General features: G+C 63.7%; 26 protein-coding genes. 13 read left to right on the forward strand and 13 right to left on the reverse strand.

Annotated elements, in window-relative coordinates:
• Positions 1-18 precede the first annotated feature (18 nt).
• From recF to VVT58_RS14950, 3 genes are all read left to right on the forward strand, one after another.
• Positions 19-1,089 carry a DNA replication/repair protein RecF gene (gene recF, locus VVT58_RS14940; protein ID WP_327752562.1) on the forward strand — a complete coding sequence of 357 codons (1,071 nt, stop codon included), beginning with the start codon at positions 19-21 and terminating at the stop codon, positions 1,087-1,089.
• A 109-nt stretch (positions 1,090-1,198) separates the two neighbouring features.
• Entirely contained in the window at positions 1,199-1,729 is a 531-nt protein-coding gene (locus tag VVT58_RS14945) for a CHAP domain-containing protein (protein ID WP_327752563.1), read from the forward strand.
• Between the two features lie 83 nt (positions 1,730-1,812).
• Entirely contained in the window at positions 1,813-2,484 is a 672-nt protein-coding gene (locus VVT58_RS14950; RefSeq protein WP_327752564.1) for a CHAP domain-containing protein, read from the forward strand.
• Between the two features lie 179 nt (positions 2,485-2,663).
• Here VVT58_RS14950 and VVT58_RS14955 read toward each other — a convergent pair whose 3' ends face one another.
• From VVT58_RS14955 to VVT58_RS14985, 7 genes are all read right to left on the reverse strand, one after another.
• Positions 2,664-2,939, reverse strand: a complete 276-nt coding sequence (locus tag VVT58_RS14955; RefSeq protein WP_066560244.1) for a DUF3297 family protein — start codon at positions 2,937-2,939, stop codon at positions 2,664-2,666.
• Between the two features lie 33 nt (positions 2,940-2,972).
• Positions 2,973-3,830, reverse strand: a complete 858-nt coding sequence (locus VVT58_RS14960; protein ID WP_066560236.1) for a serine protease — start codon at positions 3,828-3,830, stop codon at positions 2,973-2,975.
• Between the two features lie 3 nt (positions 3,831-3,833).
• A complete protein-coding gene (locus tag VVT58_RS14965; RefSeq protein ID WP_066560233.1) occupies positions 3,834-4,256 on the reverse strand; it encodes a DUF350 domain-containing protein in 423 nt (140 codons plus the stop codon).
• A gap of 76 nt (positions 4,257-4,332) precedes the next feature.
• Positions 4,333-4,650 carry a hypothetical protein gene (locus tag VVT58_RS14970; RefSeq protein ID WP_327752565.1) on the reverse strand — a complete coding sequence of 106 codons (318 nt, stop codon included), beginning with the start codon at positions 4,648-4,650 and terminating at the stop codon, positions 4,333-4,335.
• 109 nt (positions 4,651-4,759) lie between these two features.
• Entirely contained in the window at positions 4,760-6,001 is a 1,242-nt protein-coding gene (locus VVT58_RS14975) for a cyclopropane-fatty-acyl-phospholipid synthase family protein (RefSeq protein WP_327752566.1), read from the reverse strand.
• A 31-nt stretch (positions 6,002-6,032) separates the two neighbouring features.
• Positions 6,033-6,785, reverse strand: coding sequence for a molybdopterin-binding protein (locus VVT58_RS14980; protein ID WP_327752567.1), 753 nt, complete (start codon positions 6,783-6,785; stop codon positions 6,033-6,035).
• Positions 6,782-7,498: a cytochrome b/b6 domain-containing protein gene (locus VVT58_RS14985; RefSeq protein WP_327752568.1), complete on the reverse strand. Its 717-nt coding sequence runs from the start codon at positions 7,496-7,498 to the stop codon at positions 6,782-6,784. Before VVT58_RS14985 ends, VVT58_RS14980 begins: the two co-directional genes overlap by 4 nt.
• A 292-nt stretch (positions 7,499-7,790) precedes the next feature.
• On the opposite strand from VVT58_RS14985, the gene VVT58_RS14990 reads away from it, so the two are divergent.
• Positions 7,791-8,297 carry a porin family protein gene (locus tag VVT58_RS14990; RefSeq protein ID WP_327752569.1) on the forward strand — a complete coding sequence of 169 codons (507 nt, stop codon included), beginning with the start codon at positions 7,791-7,793 and terminating at the stop codon, positions 8,295-8,297.
• 308 nt (positions 8,298-8,605) lie between these two features.
• Positions 8,606-9,118, forward strand: coding sequence for a porin family protein (locus VVT58_RS14995; RefSeq protein ID WP_327752570.1), 513 nt, complete (start codon positions 8,606-8,608; stop codon positions 9,116-9,118).
• Positions 9,119-9,171: 53 nt separating this feature from the next.
• Here the strand turns inward: VVT58_RS14995 and VVT58_RS15000 are convergent, their stop codons facing one another.
• The 3 genes from VVT58_RS15000 to VVT58_RS15010 all read right to left on the reverse strand — a co-directional run bounded on the left by VVT58_RS15000 (position 9,172) and on the right by VVT58_RS15010 (position 11,510).
• Positions 9,172-9,597 carry a hypothetical protein gene (locus VVT58_RS15000; RefSeq protein WP_066560220.1) on the reverse strand — a complete coding sequence of 142 codons (426 nt, stop codon included), beginning with the start codon at positions 9,595-9,597 and terminating at the stop codon, positions 9,172-9,174.
• Between the two features lie 108 nt (positions 9,598-9,705).
• Positions 9,706-10,965: a 23S rRNA (adenine(2503)-C(2))-methyltransferase RlmN gene (gene rlmN / locus VVT58_RS15005; RefSeq protein WP_169575958.1), complete on the reverse strand. Its 1,260-nt coding sequence runs from the start codon at positions 10,963-10,965 to the stop codon at positions 9,706-9,708.
• A 47-nt stretch (positions 10,966-11,012) separates the two neighbouring features.
• Positions 11,013-11,510, reverse strand: a complete 498-nt coding sequence (locus VVT58_RS15010; protein ID WP_327752571.1) for a hypothetical protein — start codon at positions 11,508-11,510, stop codon at positions 11,013-11,015.
• Positions 11,511-11,661: 151 nt separating this feature from the next.
• Here VVT58_RS15010 and dnaN point away from each other — a divergent pair, with 151 nt between their 5' ends.
• The 7 genes from dnaN (at position 11,662) to VVT58_RS15045 (ending at position 21,910) form a co-directional block, all read left to right on the forward strand.
• Positions 11,662-12,774, forward strand: a complete 1,113-nt coding sequence (gene dnaN, locus VVT58_RS15015) for a DNA polymerase III subunit beta (protein WP_066561992.1) — start codon at positions 11,662-11,664, stop codon at positions 12,772-12,774.
• A 234-nt stretch (positions 12,775-13,008) separates the two neighbouring features.
• Positions 13,009-15,618, forward strand: a complete 2,610-nt coding sequence (locus tag VVT58_RS15020; RefSeq protein ID WP_327752572.1) for an EAL domain-containing protein — start codon at positions 13,009-13,011, stop codon at positions 15,616-15,618.
• 253 nt (positions 15,619-15,871) lie between these two features.
• The gene (purH, locus tag VVT58_RS15025; RefSeq protein ID WP_327752573.1) at positions 15,872-17,461 is read left to right on the forward strand and encodes a bifunctional phosphoribosylaminoimidazolecarboxamide formyltransferase/IMP cyclohydrolase; all 1,590 of its coding nucleotides are present in this window, start codon (positions 15,872-15,874) and stop codon (positions 17,459-17,461) included.
• 185 nt (positions 17,462-17,646) lie between these two features.
• Complete coding sequence (locus VVT58_RS15030; RefSeq protein WP_327752574.1) at positions 17,647-17,988, forward strand: UrcA family protein; 342 nt, start codon at positions 17,647-17,649, stop codon at positions 17,986-17,988.
• 142 nt (positions 17,989-18,130) lie between these two features.
• Positions 18,131-19,657: an NAD(P)/FAD-dependent oxidoreductase gene (locus tag VVT58_RS15035; protein ID WP_327752575.1), complete on the forward strand. Its 1,527-nt coding sequence runs from the start codon at positions 18,131-18,133 to the stop codon at positions 19,655-19,657.
• A 5-nt stretch (positions 19,658-19,662) separates the two neighbouring features.
• Positions 19,663-20,082, forward strand: coding sequence for a GtrA family protein (locus tag VVT58_RS15040; protein ID WP_066560210.1), 420 nt, complete (start codon positions 19,663-19,665; stop codon positions 20,080-20,082).
• Positions 20,060-21,910, forward strand: coding sequence for a hypothetical protein (locus VVT58_RS15045; RefSeq protein ID WP_327752576.1), 1,851 nt, complete (start codon positions 20,060-20,062; stop codon positions 21,908-21,910). The genes VVT58_RS15040 and VVT58_RS15045 overlap by 23 nt, the downstream gene beginning before the upstream one ends.
• Here VVT58_RS15045 and msrB read toward each other — a convergent pair.
• The 3 genes from msrB to VVT58_RS15060 form a co-directional block, all read right to left on the reverse strand.
• On the reverse strand, positions 21,868-22,344 hold the full coding sequence (gene msrB, locus VVT58_RS15050) for a peptide-methionine (R)-S-oxide reductase MsrB (protein ID WP_087574481.1): 477 nt from the start codon (positions 22,342-22,344) through the stop codon (positions 21,868-21,870). The genes VVT58_RS15045 and msrB overlap by 43 nt on opposite strands.
• Before the next feature lie 283 nt (positions 22,345-22,627).
• Positions 22,628-23,818 carry an ABC transporter permease gene (locus VVT58_RS15055; RefSeq protein ID WP_327752991.1) on the reverse strand — a complete coding sequence of 397 codons (1,191 nt, stop codon included), beginning with the start codon at positions 23,816-23,818 and terminating at the stop codon, positions 22,628-22,630.
• Positions 23,815-24,771, reverse strand: coding sequence for an ABC transporter ATP-binding protein (locus VVT58_RS15060; RefSeq protein ID WP_087574480.1), 957 nt, complete (start codon positions 24,769-24,771; stop codon positions 23,815-23,817). The genes VVT58_RS15055 and VVT58_RS15060 overlap by 4 nt, the downstream gene beginning before the upstream one ends.
• A gap of 22 nt (positions 24,772-24,793) precedes the next feature.
• Between VVT58_RS15060 and queG the strand changes: the two genes are divergently transcribed.
• Positions 24,794-25,837: a tRNA epoxyqueuosine(34) reductase QueG gene (queG, locus tag VVT58_RS15065; protein WP_327752990.1), complete on the forward strand. Its 1,044-nt coding sequence runs from the start codon at positions 24,794-24,796 to the stop codon at positions 25,835-25,837.
• Positions 25,838-25,881 lie beyond the last annotated feature (44 nt).

Here is a 25,881-nt window from a genome sequence, read left to right on the forward strand (position 1 = left end):
TGTCGCTAGAGCGAGCCGATGATCGGCCGTCTTACCTTGAGCGATTTCCGCAACCATGCGGATGCGCTGATCATGCCCGATCACAGTTTCATCGTGTTGACCGGCGACAATGGCGCGGGCAAGACCAATATATTGGAAGCCGTATCGATGCTGGCCCCCGGCCGCGGTTTGCGCGGCGCGGCCCTGCGCGACATGGTGCGGCAGGACGGGGGAGGCGGTTTCGGCATAGCGGCGGAAGTGGACGGCGTGATGCTGGGAACCGGCGTGCTCGCCTCAGCCCCCGACCGGCGGCAGGTGCGGATCGGCGGCGTTGCCTCCTCCGCCAATGCGCTGGCGGATCATCTCTCCATCGTCTGGCTCACGCCCGCCATGGACCGGCTGTTCATGGACAGTCCTGGCGGGCGGCGGCGCTTTCTCGACCGGCTGACGCTGGCGCTGCATCCCGCCCATGCCGTTCACAGCGCCCGTTATGAAGCGGCGATGCGGGCCCGCAACCGGCTGCTGAACGATCTGTCCGCTGCCGACCCTTCCTGGTTGAGCGCGCTCGAAGCGCAGATGGACGAGCATGGCATGGCCCTTGCCGCCGCCCGCGCCGATCTGGTTTCGCGCCTCGGCGCGGTATTGGAGGATCAGCCCGACCATCCCTTCGCCCGCCCGCTGCTGGCGATCGAAGGGGAGGAGGATGGCGATGAACCCTTGGCAATTCGCCTTGCTCGCGAACGCCGCCGCGATGCCGCCGCCGGGCGCACCTTGTCCGGTCCGCACCGGCAGGATCTGGCCGTGACCCACGCCGCGAAGGGGCAGGCCGCCGCGCTGTGTTCGACCGGCGAGCAAAAGGCGCTGCTGCTCTCGATCCTGCTCGGCCATGCCGCGCTGGTCACGGCCCATCGCGGCCAGCCGCCGGTGCTGCTGCTCGACGAAGTGGCGGCGCATCTCGACCCGTCGCGACGAGCTGCGTTGTTCGACCGGCTGCGCGAAACCGGCGGTCAGGTCTGGATGACCGGAACAGAAGACAGTCTTTTCAACGATTTGCCTGTCGCGAGCCGGTTTTGCGTAACGGCGGGGCGGGTCTTTCGTTCCGCAGGTTGACGCACCGCAACAACGACTCGTCGCTGGCTGCTTTTCAACTCGTCCGGCGTCTGCCCTAAGAACCTCCACGGGGCTAAGTCGTTAAAAACAAGTCGGGGGTCGCATTTCTATGATCGGTGGTTTTCGCGCTTTTGTCGCAGCGGCAACGCTCGCGCTCTGCGCCCTGATCACGACCCCGGCTGCTGCGGGCACTCTCCAGTGCGCGCCCTTCGCCCGTCAGGTTTCCGGCATCGAACTCTATGGCAACGCCAACACTTGGTGGGGCCAGGCCGAGGGCCGCTATGATCGTGGCCATGAACCCCGCGTCGGCGCCGTCCTCGCCTTCGCCGCCAGCCGTTCCATGCCGGTCGGCCATGTCGCCATGGTCAGCAAGGTGATCAGCGATCGCGAAGTGCTGCTGACCCACGCCAACTGGTCCTATCGCGGCGGGATCGAACGCAATGTCCGCGCCGTCGACGTGTCGCCCAACAATGACTGGACCGACGTGCGCGTCTGGTACGGCCCGACCGGCGGTCTGGGCCTGCGTCCCAATGCCGCCAAGGGTTTCATCTATGCCGACAAGGCGAGCGATGCCCCCGTGCAGATCGCCATGGCCGATCGCGCGACTACCGGCAGCGACTCTGCCCGCGGTGCTTTCTGACATTTTAACCAGTTCCTAAGGGCTGCCGCCTAGTCTGATCCGCGGTGGGGCGATTCTGGGACTGGGGTCGCATGAAATTGGGAATGATGCGCTGGGCGGCCTTGCTGCTGGCCAGTCTGACGACGACGCCTGTGCTGGGCGCGACGGTGCTGCAATGCGTGTCCTATGCGCGCATCGTGTCCGGCGTGCAGATTTATGGCGACGCGTTGACCTGGTGGGATCAGGCGGAAAATCACTATAGGCGCGGCCATATGCCCCGCAAGGGCGCGGTGCTGGCCTTTCGTCCCATGGGGCCGATGGTGCTGGGCCATGTCGCCGTGGTCAGCAGGGTGCTGGACGACCGGCGCGTGCTGATCCGGCATGCCAACTGGTCCGTGCCGGGCGCGATCGAGGAAGATGTGCTGGCGATCGACGTATCGGAGGAAGGCGACTGGAGCGAGGTGCGCGTCTGGCACAGTCCGACCAACCAGATGGGTGCGCGCAGCAATCCGACCTTCGGCTTCATCTATCCCGACAAGCCGCAATTGCGCGAGTTCCGGCCTGATCCGGCGCTGGGCGACAGCCTGCGCTTCGCCAGCATGACGATCGCCAAGGACGATCCGGCGCAGGATGCCGCTCCGTCGCGTAAATCTCTTGCCAGCCAGCCGCGCCTGGCGCTGGACCTGCGCGCTATCCGCTATGCCGATGCGACGCCCTCGGCCCGTTCGCTGCGCGATATCATCGCGGACGTGAAGCGCGACGCGGCGTTGCGGTGAGGTGTGACGAATCTCTTGAAATCAACCTGTTCCTGCGAAGGCAGGAATCCAGTTCAAAATGTTGCGATTCCAGGAAAGGGTAGGACTGGGTTCCTGCCTTCGCAGGAACACGGCTTAAAAAAAAAGGCGCTGCCTCACCCAGGAGGCAGCGCTCTTCTTTGTTCACCTCAGACGAAAACTTATTCCGCCTTGTCCGCCGCTTCCTCAGCGCCCTCGGCAGGGTTCTCGAACCACGCCTCCACCGGCCCGGACAGTTTGATCGTCAGCGGCTGGCCGTGACGGTCGCGGGTCTTGCCCGCCGCGACGCGAATCCAGCCTTCGGAAATGCTATATTCCTCGACATCGTTGCGCACACGGTCCTTGAACTTGATGCCGATGCCGCGCTGGAGCACGTCGATGTCGAAAAAGGGGCTTTTCGGGTTGGTGGAAAGGCGGTCGGGGGGCGTATCGCTCATGATGGTCCAAATCCTGTCAATCTGGCGCGCGACCTAGCCCTTTGGCCGCCCCGCCGTCAACTGTCCCGGTCCATCGTCGACATCGCAGAAGATGCGCCGGATCACCCCCTGCGCCAGCCAGGATTCGAAGCGCGCCTGCGCATCGGCCAGGTCCAGAAAGGGATAGGCGACGGGCCGGTCGCCCACCGCCCGGCTGGCGACGACCAGCCGCATCATCGCATCGGGCGCGGTGGTCAATATGCGTCCACGCCGGTCGGTGGCGGCGCTGTTGACGCCGACGACATGGCCGTCCTCGGCAAAGACCGGCCCGCCGCTGATGCCCGACAGCGTGCCGTCGCCCATCGGAATGCGTCCATGTTCGGCCCAGGCGAGCACGGGCTGCGTCTCCTCCCCGGTGCCGCGCCGGGCGCGGGCGGCGCCGATCAGCTCGGATATGACCAGCGTCGGCTGTCCGCCCGGAAAGCCCATATGATAGCCGACCGATCCCGGCGGCGGCATCCGGTCCGACAGCGGCAGGGCATGGTCGCTCGCCACGCCGCCGCGCACCAGCGCTGCGTCCGCTTCCCGGCTTTCGACCAGCCGCGATACGGGCCGGGCAAAGCCGCCCTGCTCTATGCCGACGCGGGTGCAGCCATGGGTGACATGCTCGGCCGTCAGCCAGGCGCCGCCGCGATCGACGGCAAAGGTCGTCCCCATGCTGTCGGCGGGCGCTTCGGCCCGTTCCTCGATCACGAAGCTTTCGTCGCTCCACTGCGGCATGGGGCGGCGCGGCGAGCGGGGGTCGAACGCCTCGACATGGAGAGGCGTCGGCTTGGTGACCTCGCTGATCCACAGCAGCGCGAGGATGATGCCGAGCATGCCGGGCAGACAGCCTAGGCGCCGCCCTGCCACGGCTCAGCTCGCGACCGCGCCGGCGGTGAGGCAGGCGATCGCGACCTTCATCATGGCCAGGAAGATGGCGGCGGATCGCTCGTCCGCCTCGATCCGGGTCGATAGCGAGCCCAGCAGGAAATCGACGACCCGAAAGGCGATGAGTTGCAGGATCAGCGTCACGCTGCCCCAGATCATGATATCCCAGACATTGACCGATCCGGCGAGGCAAAAGCCCAGCGGCACGGCGAGTCCGAGTGCCGCTCCGCCGAGCGAAATCCCCGCCGCCTGATTGCCGGCACGGATCAACGCGAATTCGTCATGCGGGGTGATCCACATATAGAGCGCCAGCGCCGCCAGCCAGGCCAGCGTGGCGGAGGCCAGGTGCAGCAGGAAAATGGGCAGGCCCGATAGCAGGCTCTGAATGACGGGCATCGGATCGGTCATGGCGTCAAGATGACGCAAGCCGCTCCCCGACGCAATAAATCCTCCCCATCGCGAGACGGGGAGGATTTTATCGATCTCAGTTGCAGACCCGCACCTTCACGCGCCGGTCGCGATAGTGATTATAGCGCCATTCCGTCCAGCAACGCTGCCGGTAATGGCCGCGCCAGTAACGCCGGTCGCCCCGCCAATGACGGCGGTCATCATCCCGCCAATCGCGCCGACCATCCCAGCGCCGGTCGTCCCATCGCCGATCGTCATAGCGATCGCCGCGATAACCGTCCCGATAGCCATAATCATAGCCGCCATAATATTGCGCCTGTGCAGGGGCTGCGCTCATACCCATGGCGGTGATCGCCAAGCCCAGGGCTGCCGCGCCCTTCCACAAGATATTCATGTCCGTCTCTCCTCAACATGCACACCCGTCGCCGGGGTCATGAAGGAAAGATGCACCGGCCTGACTGAACCGTCCGGGAACGGCGCCGTCAGCCAATATTCATGGTCAATCAGCGGCCTCTAAGAGCGCTTTCCGCCTCCAGCATATAGTCGCGCGTGATCGGCAGGCTGCGGCGGTCGCGGACATATTGGACCTGATAATTCACCATGCCGCCATGCTCGAACACGGTGGCCGCGCCTGCCAGATAGAAGGTCCACAGGCGGAAGAACCGCTCGTCGTACAACGCCACGATGTCGGCCTTGTGCGCCAGCGTCCGCTTGTACCATTCGCGGATGGTAAGGCCGTAGTGGATGCGCAAAACCTCCACATCCGTGACCATCAGCCGCGTGCCCTCGCTGCCCTGGATCATCTCCGACAAGGCGGGGATATAGCCGCCGGGGAAGATATATTTCTGGGTGAAGGCGTCGGTGATTCCCGGCCCGTCGATCCGGCCGATGGTGTGGATCAGCATCACCCCGTCCGGCGTCAGCAGTTCGCGGCATTTATTATAGAAAGTGCGGTAATCCTTGGTCCCGACATGTTCGAACATGCCGACCGACACGATCCGGTCGAACGGCCCTTCCATGTCGCGATAGTCGATCAGCTCGAAGCGCACATGGTCGGCCACGCCCGCATCCTGAGCACGTTGCCGCGCGACCTTGAGCTGTTCTTCCGACAAGGTGATGCCGGTCACGTCGACGCCGCAGGTGCGGTGCAGATAAAGCGCCATGCCGCCCCAGCCGCAGCCTATATCCAGCACCTTCATGCCCGGCTTCAAATGCAGCTTGGCGGCGATATGCGCCTTCTTGTCCTCCTGCGCCTGTTCCAGGCTGATGCCCGTCTCATTGCCGGCATCGGGGAAATAGGCGCAGCTATATTGCCGGTCGCGGTCGAGGAAGAGGGCATAGAGCGCGCCCGACAGGTCGTAATGATGGGCGACATTGGCCTTGGACCGCGCCCGGTGGTTGGCGGCCCACAGCTTGCGCCGGATCGCCTTGAAACCACGCTTGACCGAACCGAGATCGCTGATCGACTTGCCGGTTTCCCAGGCATTGTTCATGCGGATGAGCGAGATCAGTTCCATGATCCCGCCGCCCTCGATCGACACGCGCCCGTCGATAAAGGCTTCGGCCATGCCCAGCCGCGGATCCTTGATGATGTCGAAGGGCACCCGCGCATCGTGGAATTTCAGCGCCAGCGATGGAAAGCCCGGTTCGGGCGTCCCGACCGTGATCTTTCTGCCGTCATGATAGTAGATGCTGAGCTGGCCCCGCGTGACCAGCCGCTTGATGACGCGATCGAACAATTTCATGGGGCTACCCTGTCAGGTCGTTCCGCCCGCGTCAAATGCCGGCATACCAATCATAGCCGGCATGGTCTTCCCAGAAGCCGCCCTTGCCCCCGCCTATGCCGTCCAGAGACGCAACCGCCTCAATCTGCATCAAATATTTCGCCTGTTTGTAGCCCAATTGCCGCTCCACCCGCAGCCTGAGCGGGGCGCCGTTCGCCACCCGCAAGGGCTGGTCGTTGAGCGCGAAAGCGAGGATGGTCTGCGGGTGGAAGGCGTCCATCAGATCGATGCTTTCATAATAGCCGCGCCCGCCGCCCATATCGTCGGCGCAGTGAAAGACGATGTAGCGCGCACCTTCCCGTAGCCGTGCCGCCTCAAGGATCGGCTTCAACGGCACGCCGCGCCATTTGCCGATGGCGCTCCACCCCTCGACACAGTCATGCCGCGTGATCTGCTCGCGATGGGGGAGGGCATGAAGCTGGGCCAGCGACAGCGACAAAGGCCGCGCGACCAGTCCGCCGACCTGCAATCGCCAGTCGGCAAAGCCGCTGCGCCATAGCGCCTTATATTCCGGCGTATTGGGATTGGCGGTGCCGTTGGGCCGGAAGAAGGGGGAGATCTGGTCCGGGCGAAATTCATGGGCCAGTGCGTCGCGGGCCATCAGGCTGCGTTGCGCCCATTTGTGGAAATTCTCGGCGGAAAACAGCGCTTCCCGCACCGTCTCGTTCTTTGCCAGTCGGTCGCAGCCTGCCAGCGTCGCGGCGGCACCCAGGACCAACGCCCGGCGGTTGAGGATCAGGCTCATCGCCGCGCCTCCGGCAGCCGGTAGCGCCCGCTGATCATCGACCGAATCTCGTTCACCGGCCCTGCCAGCACCACCATGAGGATATGCACCAGTAAGAAGGCCGCCAGGGCGAAGGCGGCGATGAAGTGGATCGACCGGGCCGACTGCCTTCCGCCGAACAACTCGACCAGCCAGGGCCAGGCCGCGTTCATGCCGGGCGACATGGTGAGCCCCGTCAGGATGATGAGCGGCAGCGCGACGAAGATCACGCCGATATAGCTCGCCTTCTGCAACACATTGTAGCGCAGCGCCGCTTCCCCGGTGGGAAAGCGCAGCCGGGCATGATCCCTGATGTCCTGCCAGACATGGCGCGGCGCCAGTTCCCCGCGCCGAAAGGCGAGGTCGCGCGCCAGATGCCGCCCGAACAGGCTCCAGAGCATGTAGAAGAGCAGCGCAAAGGCGAAGATCGGCGCGGCGGTCAGGTGCCAGTGCCGCGACATCGCCAGATTATAATGAGCGGGCAGGGTGATCCAGCCGCCGAAGCGCTCCAGCGTCAGCCAGGGATGGTCGAAATTTGCGCCATATTGCCCCCAATAGAGCCGGGGATGCGCGTTGAAGATGCCCAGCCCGCTGGTGAACAGCACATAGAGCAGCGCCGTGTTCAGCCAATGCCACAGCCGCGTCGGCAAGCTGTGGCGCAGCACCGGTTTCGGATCGGATAAGGCGCTATCCATAGGCGACTGTTACCCTTTTGCACCAGCAGCGTCAAAAAGGATGGCGATGCTGCGCGCATGAATTCTTTTTCATGATTCCGTTCATGTGGGAGCCAGATTCCGGGTCCATAAGTGCCGCTGCCGGGACCAAGTAACGCTTCCGGATTTTGAAGTTCGCATGGATGGATTCCATCATATTTGAAGAGGGATAGGATCGAAAATATTTTACAGATCGGTCCCTTTTAAAAACTGATTGAAGCCATAGATAATCCCTGCCCGGTTCAGGGTATCGGATAAGCCAATGAGGAATATCATGAAGACTGCGATTCTCGCAGCTATTGCTGCTGTCACTGTTTCTGTTCCCGCTTTTGCTCAGGATGCTGCACCCTTTACTGGTCCTCGGGCGGGCGTTACCTTGGGCTATGACAAGGTCCAGGGCAGCGACGGTTTCAGCTATGGCGTATCGACCGGCTATGACCTGGCCGTCACCCCGCGCATCACTTTCGGTCCGGAAGTGTCCCTGAGCGAGTCCACCGCCAAGTTCGGCGGCGTCGATGCCAGCCGCGATCTCGCCGCTTCGGTGCGCCTCGGCTATGTCGTGACCTCGCAGGTGTTGGCGTTCGGCAAGGTCGGCTATGCCAACAGCCGCTTCGAAATCCCCGGCGATCACCAGACGCTGGAAGGCGTGCGCTATGGCGGCGGCCTGGAATATTCGGTGACGCCGCGCACCTATATTTCGGCTGAATATCAGCGCACCGAATATGAAGACAATTTCGGTGGCCGTGACGCTGGCGTGGTCGGCGTCGGTTTCCGTTTCTGACCTAATGTCCATTATGGACGAAAAGGGGCGGTTCCGTCGGGGCCGCCCTATTTTCATGCAAAGTCAGACTGTTGCGAAAAAGCATCACACATTTGTAAAGTTCATATCCAACTTGCAACAATGACGATCACGTTACATATGCGCGCCGTCAGCGACACACATCGCTGCGTGCAGGACGGGAGGATAAGCCGAATAAAAATCGGTGTTCCAAATGGCGATGAAATAATCAAGCGCAACGCCATCCCGTAAGAAGAACAAAACGTATGTCCTGTTCATGGACTGTACGTTTCTTGTAATATGAGGATTTTATGAAGACTGTGATTTTCGCAGCCCTTGCTGCTGCCGCTGTTTCTGCTCCCGCTTTCGCTCAGGATGCTGCGCCCTTCACCGGTCCGCGCGCTGGCGTGACGCTGGGCTATGACAAGCTGGGCGGCGAAGACGGCTTCGCTTACGGCGTGTCGACCGGCTATGATCTGGCCGTCGCTCCGCGCATCACCTTCGGCCCGGAAGTGTCGCTCAATGACACCACCGTCGGCGCCGGCGGCACGGAAATCAGCCGTGACCTCGCCGCTTCGATCCGTCTGGGCTATGTCGTGACCCCGCGCATTCTGGCGTTCGGCAAGGTCGGCTATGCCAACACCCGCATCGAAGTATCGAACAGCAACGCTGGCGGTTCGTTCGAAGGCGTGCGTTACGGTGGCGGCGCGGAATTCGCGGTGACCGGCAACACCTACATCTCGGCTGAATATCAGCGCAGCGAGTATGAAGATGGCATCGGCGGTCGTGACGCTGGCGTCGTCGGCATCGGCTTCCGTTTCTAATCCCTCTCGGATAGAATAGGGGAAGGGCGGTCCCAGCCGGGGCCGCCCTTTTTCTATGCCCAGGGCAGAGGCTTGAGGTCCGGCTCCACCCACGTCCGCCGCGCCTCCACCGACATCAGCCGCTCGCGCGACCAATAGGCAAACAGCCAGTCCTTGTCGGCCATGGGCGAGTTCATCAGCGCCGCAAAGGCCTCGCCCGGCGTCACGCCTTCCAGCAAGCCCGCCAGGATCGCTCGCGCCGCGCTCAGCGACGCCTGCGTGATCGTCTCATGATAGCCCGACATGTCGTTGTTCACGCCGCCCACGCTCTCATTATAGGCCGCGATCATCCCCGGCATGTCGCGCTCAGGCATGACATCCGGCCGCCGCAGTATCAGCCATAAGGCCGTCGAGAAATGGGCCATATGGGTCCACTCCTCCTTGGGCAGCGTCCGCGCACAAAAGCCCGTCGCGATCCGTTCAATCTCTTCGTCCGTCATAATTCCATCCTTCTCATGCCGCCCGGACGAAACTCACAAGAAAAACCCCGCCGTTCCGGGCGGGGTTTCCGTCTCGCGCCATGAGAGGCGCGGATCATCAGCCCCGCTCTATCCCAGCGCGGCTTGCTTCTCCGCGGCGAGCCGATCCAGCTCGGCCCGGCTCTTCTTCTCCGAAGCGGATTTGAGCTGCCCGCAGGCGGCCATGATGTCCCGCCCGCGCGGCGTGCGCACCGGCGCGCTGATTCCGCCTTCGAACACGATGCTGCTGAAAGCGCGAATCCGCTCGGGCGTCGAGCATTCATAGTCCGTGCCCGGCCAGGGATTGAACGGGATCAGATTGACCTTGGCGGGCAGCTTATACTGGCGGAGCAGCCGGACCAGCTCACGCGCATCGTCATCGCTGTCATTCTTGTCCTTGATCATCACATATTCGAAGGTGATGCGCCGCGCATTGTTCGCGTTCGGATAGTCGGCGCAGGCCTGCAACAACTGCTCGATGCCATATTTCTTGTTGAGCGGCACCAGCTCGTCGCGCACATCCTTGGTCACGGCATGGAGCGATACGGCCAGGTTCACGCCGATCTCCTCGCCTGCCCGCGCCATCATCGGCACCACGCCGGAGGTGGAGAGGGTAATCCGCCGCTTCGAAAGCGCTAGCCCATCGCCATCCATCACGACCTTCAGCGCGTCGCGCACATGGTCGAAATTATAGAGCGGCTCGCCCATGCCCATCATCACGATGTTGGTCAGCATCCGTCCGTCCGGCGAATATTGCGACGCGTCGTCCGCCTCATCGTCATTGGCCGAGGCCATGCTCCCCTTGGGCCATTCGCCCAGCGCATCGCGGGCCAGCATGACCTGACCCACGATCTCGCCCGGCGTCAGGTTCCGGACCAGCCGCATCGTGCCGGTATGGCAGAAACGGCAGTTGAGCGTACACCCCACCTGGCTGGAAACGCAGAGCGTCCCCCGGTCCGCGTCCGGGATGAACACCATCTCATAATCCTGCCCATCGTCCGACCGCAGCAGCCATTTGCGCGTGCCGTCGCTCGATACCTGCGCCTCGACCACCTGCGGACGGCCGACGACGAAGCGCTCCGCCATCCAGCCGCGCATCGGCTTGGCGAGGTCGGTCATCGCGTCGAAATCCGTTTCACCGCGATGATAGAGCCAGTGGAAAAGCTGCTTGGAGCGCAGCTTCGCCTGCTTCTGATCGAGCCCGGCTTCTTCCAGCGCGCCCTTCATCTGGGGGCGCGACAGCCCCGTCAGGTCGACGCGCCCATCCTCGCGAGGTGTCACCGCACGAGGTACGGGCACAGGATCGATAAGGCCGGGAATCGGCATCAAGGGGTTGGCGGCTGTCTGCATGGCCGCGCCCATAGCCGATTTTCGCGCATTTTTAAAGCGGCGCGTTTCTAGCGCAACCGCGCGCACCCCAGCGCTGCCGCATCGATCGCCGTAGCCGCCCCGCGCAGCGCATAGGTGTCGGCAAAACCCCGTCCCCGCGCATCCCGCGTCTGCACGCTCATGCTCGTCGCGGAGCGCATCGCCGCGATGACCGCCGCGTCCGCCCGCGCATCGGGCGCCCAGGCGTCGACTTGCCCCGCCACCAGCGCAAAGCGCCGGTCGCCTACATTCAGGATCACCGCGGCTTCATCCGCCCGCATCCGGCTTAAGCGAAAATGCACCTGACCGCGCACGCGCTGGCGTGGCCAGCTCCCGACCGCGGCAAAGCCCTCCGACTTCGCCGTCACCGGCATGGCTATGGCATAGCAGCGCGGGCTGGCCGTATCGCGGAACGCGCCCCAGGCCTCGAAAACGCCCAATGAATCGCGCGCCTCAGCCGTCGCGCCAAGCATCAACAGGGGAAGGGCGAGGGCAGCCAAGCGTTTCACATCCCCCGCAAAGCCCATGCTGTTCCCTTTTGCAACCCCGGTCGAAACGAAAGGCGCACCGAACGCTTGCCCAAGCCGCAACAGCGGCTATGAAGGATCATCCATCATTGTCGCCCGGATTCGACCGAGTTCGGGCTTTGCGCAGAAAAGAAACGGACAGAACAGGGACATGAAGGCCACCATCGAACGCGCAACGCTGCTCAAGAGCCTCAGCCACGTCCAGTCGGTGGTCGAGCGGCGCAACACGATTCCGATCCTGTCCAACGTGCTGATCGAAGCATCGGCGGATGGCGCGATCAAGCTGATGGCGACGGACCTCGATCTCCAGATCGTCGAAAGCGTTTCGGCGCAGGTGGAACAGCCCGGCGCGACCACCATTTCCGCCCACACCCTGTTCGACATCGCCCGCAAGCTGCCCGAGGGGTCGCAGGTGTCGCTCCAGGCGGCCGAGGGCAAGATGCTGATCCAGGCCGGCCGCGCCCGCTTCAACCTGTCGACCCTGCCGCGCGACGATTTCCCGGTGATCGCGGAAGGCGACCTGCCGACCAGCTTCGAGCTGCCGGCCGAGACGCTCAAGCAGATCATCGACAAGACGCGCTTCGCCATTTCGACCGAAGAGACGCGCTATTACCTCAACGGCATTTATTTCCATGTTTCGGATGACGGCCAGCCGGTGCTGAAGGCCGCCGCCACCGACGGCCATCGCCTCGCCCGCGTCACCGTGCCGCGTCCCGATGGCGCCGACGGCATGCCGGGCATCATCATACCCCGCAAGTGCATCGGTGAACTCCGCAAGCTGCTCGACGAGGTCGAAGGCTCGGTCCAGATTTCGCTGTCCGCCAGCAAGATCCGCTTTGGCCTTGGCAGCGCGATCCTGACCAGCAAGCTGATCGACGGCACCTTCCCCGATTACAGCCGCGTCATCCCGACCGCCAACGACAAGCTGCTCAAGATCGACCCGCGCAGCTTCGAGGAAGGCGTGGACCGCGTCGCCACCATCGCCACGGAAAAGACCCGCGCGGTCAAGATGACGCTGGACCGCGACAAGATCACGCTCTCCGTCACCAGCCCTGAAAACGGCACGGCGGCGGAAGAAGTTCCTGGCGCCTTCCAGGGCGAGGGTTTCGACATCGGCTTCAACGCTCGCTATCTGCTCGACATATTGGGCCAGATCGACAGCGATCTGGTCGAGCTGCATTTGGCCGACGCCGCCGCGCCGACGCTGATCCGCGAGGACGACCGCAGCCCGGCGCTCTACGTGCTGATGCCGATGCGCGTCTGAGGGTTTGGCAGGGAGCGGTCATTAGCTATCGTTAAGCACAGCGTGCTCCTGCACAGGCAGGAGCCCAGTCCCGCCCTCAGTGGACATCGGACCGTCCGAACTGGGCTCCTGCCTGTGCAGGAGCACGCTGTGCCATATGTCCCAGCGGGTCATCCTGACACGTCCGCTACCACCCACTACTGACCTTGCCAGGCAGGTAAGTTTCTTTCAATCTCTTCCCGTTACGCAGGAAATATGACTTCCTTGCGGACGAATCTGGCGGAACTGCAATCGCGGCGAACGGACCTCGTCGCGGCCCTCGGCTTGGCCGAGAGCGGGGCGTCGGTCGACGCTTCGTGGATTTCCAGCACCTTCGTCCATATTGCCCGGCTCTGGCCGCTGGTCCTGCTGGGCAAGCTGTGCATCACCGCCCTGCTGCATGTTCCCTTTTACGAAGCGGACAATATCGGCCATGCCGTCGCCCTGTCCGCCATGCTGCTAGTGGATGGCGTCGCGATCGTGGCCCCCCGCGGCGCGCGCTTCCAGCGCCTGCGTCCGCATCACCAGAAATGGCTGATGCTGCCCATGGTGCTGCTCTCGGGCCTGAGCTTCAGCCTGATGCTGGGGCCATCGCTGATCGCGGGCGCGCTATCCCGCAACCTGGCGGCGGAAATGGCGGTCGCGCTGATGGCGGTGTCGATCTTCGGTGACCGGCGCTTGCTGGGGGTCAGCTATTTTTGCGGCCTGCTGATCGCCTCCGTCCTGCATCGGGGGGATTTCGCGCAGATCGGCCTGTTGATCAGTTGCATCGCGGTGATGCTCATCGCCGCGCTGCGTCAGGCGAATGCCGACATGAATCGCGCCATCGCCTTCCATCAGCGCGACTTGCGCGCCCAGCGATCCGATCGGTTGCTGCACGAATATGAACAATCGGGCCGCGGCTGGTTCTGGGAAACCGATCGCCATGGCTGCATCGCCTATATTTCCGATACGCTGGTCCGCACGCTCGACCTGAGCAATGAGGCGCTGATCGGCCGTCCGATCACGGAGATCATCCGCCCCGGCGACCGGCAGGACGGCGATGGCGAGCGCACATTGGGCTTCCATTTGTCGGCGCGCACCGGCTTTGCCGAAATCCCGGTCCGTGCCGCCATGGTGAAGGATGAGCGCTGGTGGTCGATCTCCGGCCAGCCGGTGTTCAACGAATTCGGCCAGTTCCAGGGCTTCCGGGGCAGTGGCACCGACCTTACCGAAATGCGCCGCAGCCAGGCGGAGGTGACGCGGCTCGCCCAATATGATTCGCTGACCGGGCTTGCCAACCGGGTGCAGATGATGCGCTCGCTGGAACAGGCGGTCGCGGGGAAGAAGGGGCAACCGCGCGACTGCACGCTGATGATGTTGGACCTCGACCGGTTCAAGATCGTCAACGACACGCTCGGTCATCCGGCGGGCGACGCGCTGCTGCGCCAGGTGAGCGAGCGCATCCAGCGCGTGGTCGGGGACAAGGGGCTGGTCGGCCGCCAGGGTGGCGATGAATTCAAGATCCTGCTGCCTGGCCGGCCCGACAAGATCACGCTGGATCATCTGGTGCGGGCGATCATCACCGACGTGTCCCAACCCTATATGGTCGGAAGCACGGCGGTCGTCATCGGCGTGTCGATCGGCATTTCCTTCTGCCCGCAGGACGGCGTCACCGCGGAGGAATTGATCCGCAACGCCGATCTGGCGCTCTATGCCGCCAAGGGCGACGGGCGCGGCGTCTACCGCTTTTATTCGTCGGAAATGCATGCCGATGCGGAGGATCGCCGCCAGTTGGAGGAAGATCTACGCAAGGCGCTGGTCGAAAACAGCCTGCATCTCGTCTACCAGCCTGTCGTCTGCTCCAAGACCGAGCAGATCACCGGCTATGAAGCCCTGTTGCGCTGGCAGCATCCGGCACGCGGCGCGATTTCGCCGACCCTGTTCGTGCCAATCGCTGAAGAAAGCGGCCTGATCGGCCCGATCGGTGAATGGGTGCTCCGCACCGCCTGCCGCGAGGCGGTGCAATGGACGGATGGGGTACGGGTGGCGGTCAATGTCTCGCCGATCCAGTTCGCCAATCCGGGCCTGCCTTCGGTCGTGATGAACGCGCTCGCGGCATCGGGTCTGGCGCCCCAGCGGCTGGAACTGGAGATCACCGAAAGCGTGTTCCTGAACGATGATGACGGCACGGATTCGATGTTTTCGCGGCTGAAGGGCCTTGGCGTGCGCCTGGCGCTGGACGATTTCGGCACCGGCTATTCCTCGCTCGGCTATTTGAAGAAAGCGCCGTTCGACAAGATCAAGATCGACCAAAGCTTCGTGCGCGGCGCGGCGATCAAGGGCAGCCCCAACAGCGCGATCATCAAGGCGATCGTCAGCCTGGCCGAAGCGCTGGGCATGGACACCACGGCGGAAGGCGCGGAGACGCAGGACGAACTCGCCCTGATCCGCAACCTGGGGTGCAGCCACATCCAGGGCTATGTCTACGGCCGCCCGCTGCCGGCGGCGGACGTACTGGTTCAGCAGCACCGCCATGGCGGCACCGCCACGCTCCAGGGGTTCCAGTCAAGCCGGCCGGAACGCAAAACCATGTTGCGCACGGTCGCCGTGCATCATGACGGCCATGTCTATACCGGCCGCATCCGCAACATCTCCGCCACCGGCGCGCAGTTGGAGGGGCTGTGGGACGTGCCGGAAGGCACGCTGTTCGCGATCGAGCTGGGTGACAACCAGACCGTCAACGCCATCGCCCGCTGGTCTAAGGACGATCGTCTGGGGGTGGAGTTCACTCAGGCGATCAACCTTGAGAGCCTGCGCGCGGCGCCCCGGTCGCTGGCATCCTGAGGGCCGTGAGGGGTGACGGGGTAATGGCTCCTATTGGTCAAACCACCCCAGCAATTTCCTGTTCTACAGCCCGCACGGCGTCAAATCCCCGCTGGTTTTTCATAAATAGGAAACCGAACAAAAAGCCGCCCATTTCCGTAGGTCTATCATGCCGCCTCTCTCAGCCAAATCCTACAAGCTTGCCGCAAGGTCCAAGCGGGATTAGAGGGCTGCGGCAAGCCTGAACGGCAACCGAACAGCAGGAAGCACCTTCATGTCAGACGTCACCATCAAACGCGCCCTTCTTTCCGTGTCGGACAAGTCCGGCCTCATCGAATTGGGCCAGGCGCTGAGCAAGCATGGCGTCGAGCTGGTGTCGACCGGCGGCACCGCCAAGGCGCTGCGCGAGGCGGGACTCGACGTGAAGGACATTTCCGACCTCACCGGCTTTCCGGAAATGATGGACGGCCGCGTCAAGACGCTGCATCCCAAAGTGCATGGCGGCCTGCTCGCCGTGCGCGACAATCCCGATCATGTCGCCTCCATGCGGGAGCATGGAATCGGCGCGATCGACCTGGTCGTCGTCAACCTCTACCCCTTCGCCGCCACCGTCGCGAAGGGCGCGGAGCGTGAGGAGATCATCGAGAATATCGACATTGGCGGCCCCTCCATGGTCCGCTCGGCGGCGAAGAATCATGAAAGCGTCGCGATCGTCACCGATCCGGCCGACTATGCCCGCCTGATCGCGGAGATGGAGGAAAAGGGCGGCGCGACCAGTTACGACTTCCGCCGCATGCTGGCGGCCAAAGCCTATGCCGCCACCGCCGCCTATGACTCGATGATCGCAAGCTGGTTCGCCTTTGCCGACCAGGGTGTGCAGTTCCCCGAAAGCCTCTCCGTGTCGAGCAAGTTGGGTTCGACCCTGCGCTATGGCGAAAACCCGCACCAGTCGGCGGCGCTGTACCTGCCCGTCGGTCCCTCCGCCAACGGTATCGCCCAAGCCAGGCAGATCCAGGGCAAGGAACTCAGCTACAACAACTACAACGACGCCGACGCCGCGCTGGAGCTGGTCAGCGAATTCCGCGACGGCCCGCCGACCGTGGTCATCGTCAAGCACGCCAATCCCTGCGGCGTCGCCACCGGCGCCACGCTGATCGAAGCCTATGAAGCCGCGCTCGCCTGCGACAGCGTCTCGGCCTTTGGCGGCATCATTGCCGTCAACCGCCCGCTCGACGGCCCGACCGCCGAAGCGATCAGCGGCATCTTCACCGAAGTCGTCGCCGCCCCCGACGCGGACGAGGAAGCCAAGTCGATCTTCGCCAGGAAGAAGAATCTTCGCCTGCTGCTGACCGGCGAACTGCCCGATCCGGCGCGACCCGGCCTCCAGATCAAGAGCATCGCCGGCGGCATGCTGGTGCAGGGCCGCGACAATGGCCGCATCACCCGCGATCAGCTCAAGGTCGTGACCAAGCGCGCCCCGACCGAGCAGGAACTGACCGACTGCCTGTTTGCCTGGACCGTCGCCAAGCATGTGAAGTCCAACGCCATCGTCTACGCCAAGAGCAACAGCACCGCCGGCATCGGCGCGGGCCAAATGAACCGCCTCGAATCCGCCCGCATCGCCGCATGGAAGGCCAAGGACGCCGCCGAAAAGGCAGGCTGGGCCGAACCACGCACCTTGGGGTCTGCGGTAGCCTCCGACGCCTTCTTCCCCTTTGCCGACGGCCTGCTGGCGGCGGTCGAGGCGGGCGCGACGGCGGTGATCCAGCCGGGCGGCTCGATCCGTGACGAGGAAGTGATCGCGGCTGCCGACGAAGCCGGCCTCGCCATGGTCTTCACCGGCATGCGGCACTTCCGCCACTAAGGGTAAATGACGCGGATGCGAAAGGGGCGCCGATCCTTTCGCATCCGCAAAAATAACGGTTTTCCGCCACTTTTCGCCAAGTGGCCCCTTTTCATGTGCCTGCACGAAGCCTATCTGATTCGGGACCCTTCTCCCACGTCAGGCGTAGGGCGAACTCTATAAAAAAGTTCGACAGGAGATACAGGATGACCAGAAAGACGTTGGTGGCGTTGACCGCCGCGATAACTTTTGCCCTGCCCGCTGCAAACGCCTTCGCTGGCATCAATGACATGGGTGTGGTGGTCGACGGCCGCACAGGGATGGAAACCCGCAGCATCGCCGTGTCGATGGCCGATCTCAACCTCGCCAGCGCCCATGGCGCGCGCATGGCCGATTCCCGGATCACCAAGGCCGCCAAGAAGGTCTGCGGCTGGATGAACGGATCGATCCTGCCAGCCACCCCGGACTATCGGGCTTGCTTCGGTGAAGCTCTGGACGGTGCCCGCACGGACCTCAACACGTTGATCCAGGCCCAGCGTCAGGGCTGATCCGCCTTTAGGAAAAGGGACGACGCCGACGGACATATATCCGTCGGCGTTGCCTTATCTTGCATTGTTACCGGCTATTAACTACTCCTTAGAAGATTTCCTTCACCTAATTTGGTCAAGGATTTCATCGGGGGGGCCTTAGATGCCGCAGAACGACCACAATGTGGATGTCGCCATTATTGGCGCAGGCCCGGCCGGCCTTACTGCCGCTTATCTCTTAACCAAAAAGGGCTATTCGGTCCGGGTCATCGAAAAAGACCCCATCTATGTCGGCGGCATCAGCCGGACCGTCGAAATGAACGGCTTCCGGTTCGACATTGGCGGCCATCGCTTCTTTTCCAAGTCGAAGGAGGTCGTCGACCTCTGGAACGAGATTCTGCCCGACGATTTCATCCAGCGCCCCCGGATGAGCCGCATCTATTATGAGGGCAAATTCTACAGCTACCCGCTGCGCGCCTTCGAAGCGCTCGGCAATCTGGGCATCTGGCGCTCGACCCTCTGCATGGCGAGCTTTGCCAAGGCGAAGCTGTTCCCCAATCGCAATATCCGCTCCTTTCAGGACTGGACAGTCAACGCCTTCGGCCACAAGCTGTTCTCGATCTTCTTCAAGACCTATACGGAGAAGGTCTGGGGCATGCCTTGCGACGAGATGTCGGCGGACTGGGCGGCGCAGCGCATCAAGGGGCTGTCGCTCTGGGGTGCGGTCGTGGACGGCCTCAAGCGTTCGCTTGGCCTCAACAAGAAGCCCAATGACGGCATGGCGACCAAGACCCTGCTGGAAAGCTTCCGCTATCCGCGCCTTGGCCCCGGCATGATGTGGGAAGCGGCGCGCGACTTCGTGGTGGCAGGCGGCAATCAGGTGCTGATGGCCCACAGCCTGGATCAATTGTCGCAGGATCAGACCAGCGGCCATTGGCGCATGGTGACGCAGGGGCCGGATGGCGAAGTCGTCATCAATGCCGCTCATGTCATCAGTTCAGCGCCGATGCGCGAGCTGGCCGGTCGCATCCATCCGCTGCCCGCCACGCTGGGCCATGCGATGGAACTGAAATATCGCGACTTCCTGACCGTCGCGCTGATGGTGAAGGGCGAGGATATCTTCCCCGACAACTGGATCTACATCCACGACAGCAAGGTCAAGGTCGGCCGCATCCAGAATTTCCGGAGCTGGTCGCCCGAAATGGTGCCCGATCCTGACCTCGCCTGCGTGGGCCTGGAATATTTCTGCTTCGAGGGCGACGGCCTCTGGTCGGCTAGCGACGCCGATCTGGTCGAGCTGGCGAAGAAGGAAATGGCGATCCTCGGCCTGTGCAATCCCGGCGATGTCGTCGGCGGGGCGGTGGTGCGGCAGGAAAAGGCCTATCCGGTCTATGACGACAGCTATGCCGATAATGTGCTCGCGATGCGGACCGAATTGCAGCGGCTTTACCCCACGTTGCATCTGGTCGGCCGCAACGGCATGCATCGCTACAACAACCAGGATCATGCGATGATGACGGCGATGCTGACCGTCCGCAATATCGAGGCGGGCGAACAGCTTTACGACATCTGGGCGGTCAATGAAGACGCCGAATATCATGAGGCAGGCGAGGAAGGGCAGGACGCCGCCGGGGAGCGCGCAGCCCTGACAAGCGAACGGCTGGTGCCCAATCGATTGAAGGCGGCCTGATCCCCATGCCCCAATTGGTGCGCAGCCTGGCCGGACCGTTGAACGCCATCATCGGCCGCTTCACTTTCACGCGCTATCTTATGGCCAGCATCTGCGCTCTGTCGGGGGACTTCGCGCTGTTCATGATGCTGAACCATTTGGGCCTGCCGCCCGCCATCGCCGCCCTTGGCGGCTATTCGGGCGGGTTGGTCCTGCATTGGCTGATCAGCGTCCATTTCGTCTTCGAAATGCAGCAACCGGCCACCCATGCCCAACGCATCGCCTTCATCGCCAGCGCCCTGATCGGCATGGCGATCACCATGGCGTCGGTAGGCGGTTTGAGCAGCCTGGGCGTCGCCCCCGCGATAGCCAAGCTGATGGCGGTTCCGGTCAGCTTCCTGTCCGTCTATGCGATCCGGAAATATGGCATCTTTGCCCGCGCCTGATTCCATCTCCCTTCCTGCAAGACCCTTGATCGCCCGCTGGCAGATCGGCGCAGGGGCTTTGCTGGCATGGCTCCTATGCTGTGCCGTCATGCTCTGGCTGTTTCGCAGCGGCCTGACCACGCCTGAATTCCGCGATCCCGACGACGCCATGCGGCTGCAGCAGGTCCGCGACTGGCTGTACGGACAGGATTTCTGGGATGTAAGCCAGCACCGCGTCAATCCGCCAACGGGTGGGCCGATGCACTGGTCGCGCATCGTCGACATGCCGATTGCGGCGCTGATCCTTTTGCTGCGCCCGCTGCTGGGCGCCGTGCAGGCCGAAATCGCAGCCTGCGTGCTGGTGCCCTTGCTGTTGCTGGGCGGTCTGACGGGCACGCTGTTCCTGGCGGCCAAACGCGCCACCGATAGCGGCATCATCGCCTTGCTTGCGGTGGCCCTGCTCCTGACGACGCCGACCATATTGGTCCAGTTCACCCCGTTCCGGATCGACCATCATGGGTGGCAGATCTGGATGTCGGCCATCGCCTTGTGCGGAACGCTGGACAGGCATCGCCTCAGAGGCGGCGTCACGGCGGGACTGGCGCTGGCGATCTGGCTCCAGATTTCCAGCGAGGCCTTGCCCTATGCCGCGCTGTTCGCCGGCATCTTCGCCCTGCGGAGCTGGTTCGACCGGCGGGAGGTTGCGCGGATCGCCGCCTTTGCCGTCACGCTGGGCGGCAGCGCGCTGGCCCTGCTGCTGGTGCTGCGCGGTCCTCAAGCACCGCTGATCCGGCAATGCGACAGCCTATCGGCGGCCTATGTCTGGCCGCTACTGGCTTTCGCGCTGGCGACGCCTCTGGCCTTGCGCCTTTTCGGCACGAATACGGTCCAGCGCCGCTTCATGGCGACCGGGGCCGGGGGGATCGCCGCGACTGGCATGTTCCTGCTGAGCGGAGGATCATGCATTGCCGGCGACCCTTTCAAGGCGCTCGGCCCGGTCGCCTATCGCTTATGGTATCTGCAAGTGAAGGAAGGCCGCCCGGTCTGGGAGCAAGGCCCAATGATGGCCGGGATCATCCTTCTGCCGGCGGTGATGGGCCTCATCAGCACGATCGTCGCAGCCAGGGCCGCCAAGGAGCGGGAGGCGCGGGAACGCTGGATCGTCATCGCGCTGCTGCTCAGCGGGGCATTGGCGGTCGCGATCCTCGTGCTGCGCGCCATGTCGGTGGCGCATGTCCTGGCGCTGCCCGGCATCGCCTGGCTGCTGCTGGCGCTATTTCGCCATATCCAGACCTGGACGAACGCGGTGGCGAGAATATTGGTGACGGCGGGCGTCGCCATATTGTTCACCCCGGCGGGCCTGTGCGGCGCCTGGATATTGATCGCCAGCGACGCAGCGTCAAAGCAGCAGCCCGAAACCGTCAATTGCCGGAATTCGGCCATGTTGGCGCCCCTGCGCGCCTTGCCGCGATCGGTCCTCTTCGCACCGCTCGATCTGGGCCCCGACATCCTCGTGCGGACCGGGCATAGCGTGATCGGCACGGCTCATCACCGCAATGCGGCCGGCATCACCGCGGTCATCGACGGTTTCACCGCTCCGCCCGAAAAGGCTCTGGCGATCATCATGCGCCTGAACGGCGGAAAGGGCGCCGATTATCTGCTGATCTGCAACGAGATGAACGAAATCAAGCATTATCGCGCGGACTTCCCGCACAGCCTGGCCGCGGCCTTGGCGCGCAACAAGCCCCCGCGCTGGTTGCGGCCGATCCCCACCAAGGGGCCGCTCCGCATCTACAAGGTCATCGCTCAGCCCGGCACGAAGGCCAGCGCGACGCCGTTCATGCAATAACGCTTGCCGGTGGGCTTGGGCCCGTCGTCGAAGACATGGCCCAGATGCCCGCCGCATTGGGCGCAATGCACCTCTGTTCGGGGGTAACCAAGTTCGAAATCGCGTGACGTGCCGACCGCGCGCGGCAGAGGTGCCCAGAAGCTGGGCCAGCCGGTGCCGCTATCGAACTTGGTCTTAGAACTGAACAGCCGCTGCCCACAACCGGCGCAGGTGAAGGTGCCCGAGCGATGCTCCTTGTTGAGCGGGCTGGTGAAGGGATATTCGGTCGAACGCTCGCGTAGCACCTGATAGGCGAGCGGGCTCAGCCGTTTGCGCCATTCCGCATCGCTGAGCGCGAAGGGATAGGCGGCGTCGGCCCTTCCCAGCCCCGTCTGCCAGAGGACCAGCATCGTGGCGGCACAACCGCCCATTCCCAGAAATCGCCGCCGATCCATGAACCGTGTCTTAGGCCGTAAACTCATGAATGTCGCGCTCGAGGCGCCAAAATGGCGAACATATCGGGCCGAAATGCGCGCCGCGAAGGTTGGACACCTTTGCAAGCGCATTTCGGTTCGAGATGGAAGCCATTTTGGCGTCCTGCGGATTTGACCAAAAAGGCCCATCCCGGCGTCGAGAGGGCTTGAAATATCGACATATTCCTGCGCCCTCTCTCCTTGTGCTGGGCCTTTTTGCTTCAAACCTCGAACGCGCCATTCATGAGTTTACGGCCTAGCAGGTTCAGCCTGTCGCGCTTCTGAATAGCTGTTTCCACCAGCCCCCGCCCGATTTCAGCACATGGCGGCGGAACAGCAGGACGCCGATGCGGATGATCAGGCCGACCCAGAGCATCTGCCAGGCAATGGCGAGCAGATGGGGCCAGATCGCGTCCACCTGCGCCGCCCGCGCGATCATCGCGAAGGGCGAGGAGAAGGGCAGGATCACGGCCGCGATCTCCGGCGGCGATCCCATCTTGTCGACCGCATAGGTGGCGAAGAAGAAGATCAGCATCTGCCCCATGGTCACGGGCATGTTGAGCGTCTGCACTTCGCGTACCGTGGCCGCCTGCGCGCCGATCCCCAGGAACAGCGAGCCCAGCAGCGTATAGGCCATGGCGAAATAGATGACGGCGAGCATCAGGAAGACCGGCCAGCCGATCGCGGGAACGGGCAGGCTGACGCCGGGCGTCTTTAGTGCCAGGAACACGCAGAAGGCGGTGCCGCCCCAGAACAGGATACCGACGAAGCTCATCGCCAGCATCGCCATCAACTTGCCCAGGAAGATCGCGTCGACCGGCACGGCGGCGGCCAGAATCTCGATGATCTTGTTCGTCTTTTCCTCGACCAGATTGGACAGGATCATGCCTGCGAGCAGGATCGTCAGGAAGAAGATCACGATCTGGGCGATCCGTCCGATCACCAACCTGCCCTGGGTCTGCGCGCCGACGCTGGTCGCGACCTGCCGCGACTCGACATGCACCATATGCAGCGACTGTTCGGCCAGCGCGGCGCTGGCGAGCAGGCTGATATCGCCCTCCAGACGCTGAATATCCTGTGGTTGGCCGGTCATCACCGGCTCGGCGGGGGAACCGGACACGATCACCATGACATCGGCATTCGCCTTCGCCAGTTGAACGCGTGGAGCGGGCGTCAGCGGCACGCGGCGCAGCACCGGCAGCGCTTGCGGCCCCGTGCGTTCGGCCAGCCGGGCATGGGCGCGCTGCATCCGCGCCGTATCGGCGGGCGACATGGCGATGCCCACGACCGGGCGGAGATCGGTGGTGGAAATCCGGTCGCCCAAGCCGCCGAACGCCATACCGATGACGATCGGGAAAAGCGGGCCGAGCAGGAAGAAGATGAAGGTGCGGGACAGCACGACGGCGGTGAAATCCCGCCGGGCAATAACGAAGGCGGCGCGCATCATTTCGGTCATGCCGCTTCCTCCCGCGCCTGATCGTCCTGCATTTGCCGCGCCGCCGCTTCACCGGCGATGGCGACGAAAGCGTCGTGCAGGCCGGGACGCTCGATCGACAGGCTTTCTATCCCGGCATTGCTGTCGAGCAGGGCGCGGAGCAATGGTTCGATGCCGTCCTTCGGCAGGGCGAAATGCCATGTCCCGTCTTCCGCCAGGGTTTCGGCGGGCAAGGCGCGGCGCCAGCCGCCGTCGCTGGCGCGGGTGCGGAGGCGGACTTGCGGGCGGAGACGGTTGCGGGCATCGTCCACCGTGCCTTCGAAGCGGACGCGGCCGCCCGCGACGATGGCGACACGCTCGCACAGCCGTTCGGCATGGGCGATGACATGGGTGGAAAAGAGCACCGTCACGCCGCGCCGGGCCTGATCGCGGATCAGCACCTCCAACTTGCCCTGGTTGAAGGCGTCGAGGCCGGAAAAGGGCTCGTCCAGCACGATAAGGCGCGGTTCGTGGATGATCGTGCCGAAAAGTTGGACGGTCTGGGCCATGCCCTTCGACAACTGACGGATCGGCTTTTCGGTCGAGGCGCCCATGCCGTAATCGGCCAGCATGGCGCGGGCGCGCTCCCGCCCGGTCTTGAGCGGCAGGCCGCGCAGAGCACCCATGAAGGCGACTGCCTCGAATGCCTTCATTGAGGGGTAGAGGCCGCGTTCCTCCGGCAGATAGCCGACATTGCGCGCCTGACGCAGCGGGACGGGATCGCCCAACAGGCTGCGCGACCCTTCATCCGGGTCGATGATGCCGAGCAGGGTTCTGAGCAGTGTCGTCTTGCCTGCGCCATTGGGGCCGAGAATGCCGTAGATCGAACCGGCGGGCACCGCGATGTCGATGCCGTCCACCGCCCGGAAATTGCCGAATGTCTTGACAAGACCATGGCCTTCAACGGCATAGGTCGGTTGAGGAGCCCCGATCATCGGCCTCTGATAGTCGCATCGCATGCCAACGCAAAACGAAACATTGGAAGAACGGCTTAAGGCCGAAGCGTTGCGGTTGGGCTTTGCCGCCTGCGCCATCGCGCCCGCCGATGCCGCGCCGCGTTCGGCCGAGAGATTGCGCCAATGGCTGGACGCCGGGCATCATGGCGGGATGCTGTGGATGGAGGAGCGCGCGGGGCAGCGCGGGTCGCCGCAAGGGCTGTGGCCCGAAGTGCGCAGCGTCATCATGCTGGGGATGAGTTATGCGCCGGGACGCGATCCGCTGGCCCTGGCCGATGTCGGGGACCGGGGACGGATTTCGGTCTATGCGCAGGGGCGGGACTATCATGACGTGGTCAAGAAGGGGCTGAAGGCGCTCGCCCGCTGGCTGGTCGAGCAGCAGCCGAGCGCGCTCAAGGTCTTTGTCGATACCGCGCCGGTGATGGAAAAGCCGCTGGCGCAGGCGGCGGGGCTGGGCTGGCAGGGGAAACACAGCAACCTCGTCAGCCGGACGCATGGCAGTTGGCTGTTTCTGGGTGCGATCTATAGCGAGATCACCCTGGTGCCCGATGCGCCGGAGAAGGACCATTGCGGCAGTTGCTCCGCCTGTCAGACGGCGTGTCCGACCGGAGCCTTTCCCGCGCCCTATGTGGTCGATGCGCGGCGGTGCATTTCCTACCTCACCATCGAGCATAAGGGGCCGATTCCGGAGGAGTTCCGGGCGGGGATCGGCAACCGCATTTACGGCTGCGACGATTGTCTGGCGGTGTGTCCGTGGAACAAGTTCGCGGATGCCGCCGCGGCAAACCGGGCTTTTATCGGGCGGGCGGAGCTGGCGGCGCCGGAACTGGGCGATCTGCTGGCGCTGGACGATGCGGGCTTTCGCGAGATTTTTTCCGGTTCACCAATCAAGCGGATCGGACGGAACCGGATGGTGCGCAACGCCGCCATCGCGGCGGGGAACAGCGGCGACAAGCGGCTGATTGAGCGGTTGCGGCCGCTGACCGGGGATGAAGACCCGGTGGTGGCGGAGGCTGCGCGTTGGGCGCTGGAGCGGTTGGGCTAGGGCTTCCTGTTCAGATGGAAATGTGCCCCTGCCTTCGCAGGAAC

The organism is Sphingobium sp. SJ10-10, assembly GCF_036038995.2.
Lineage (GTDB): Bacteria > Pseudomonadota > Alphaproteobacteria > Sphingomonadales > Sphingomonadaceae > Sphingobium.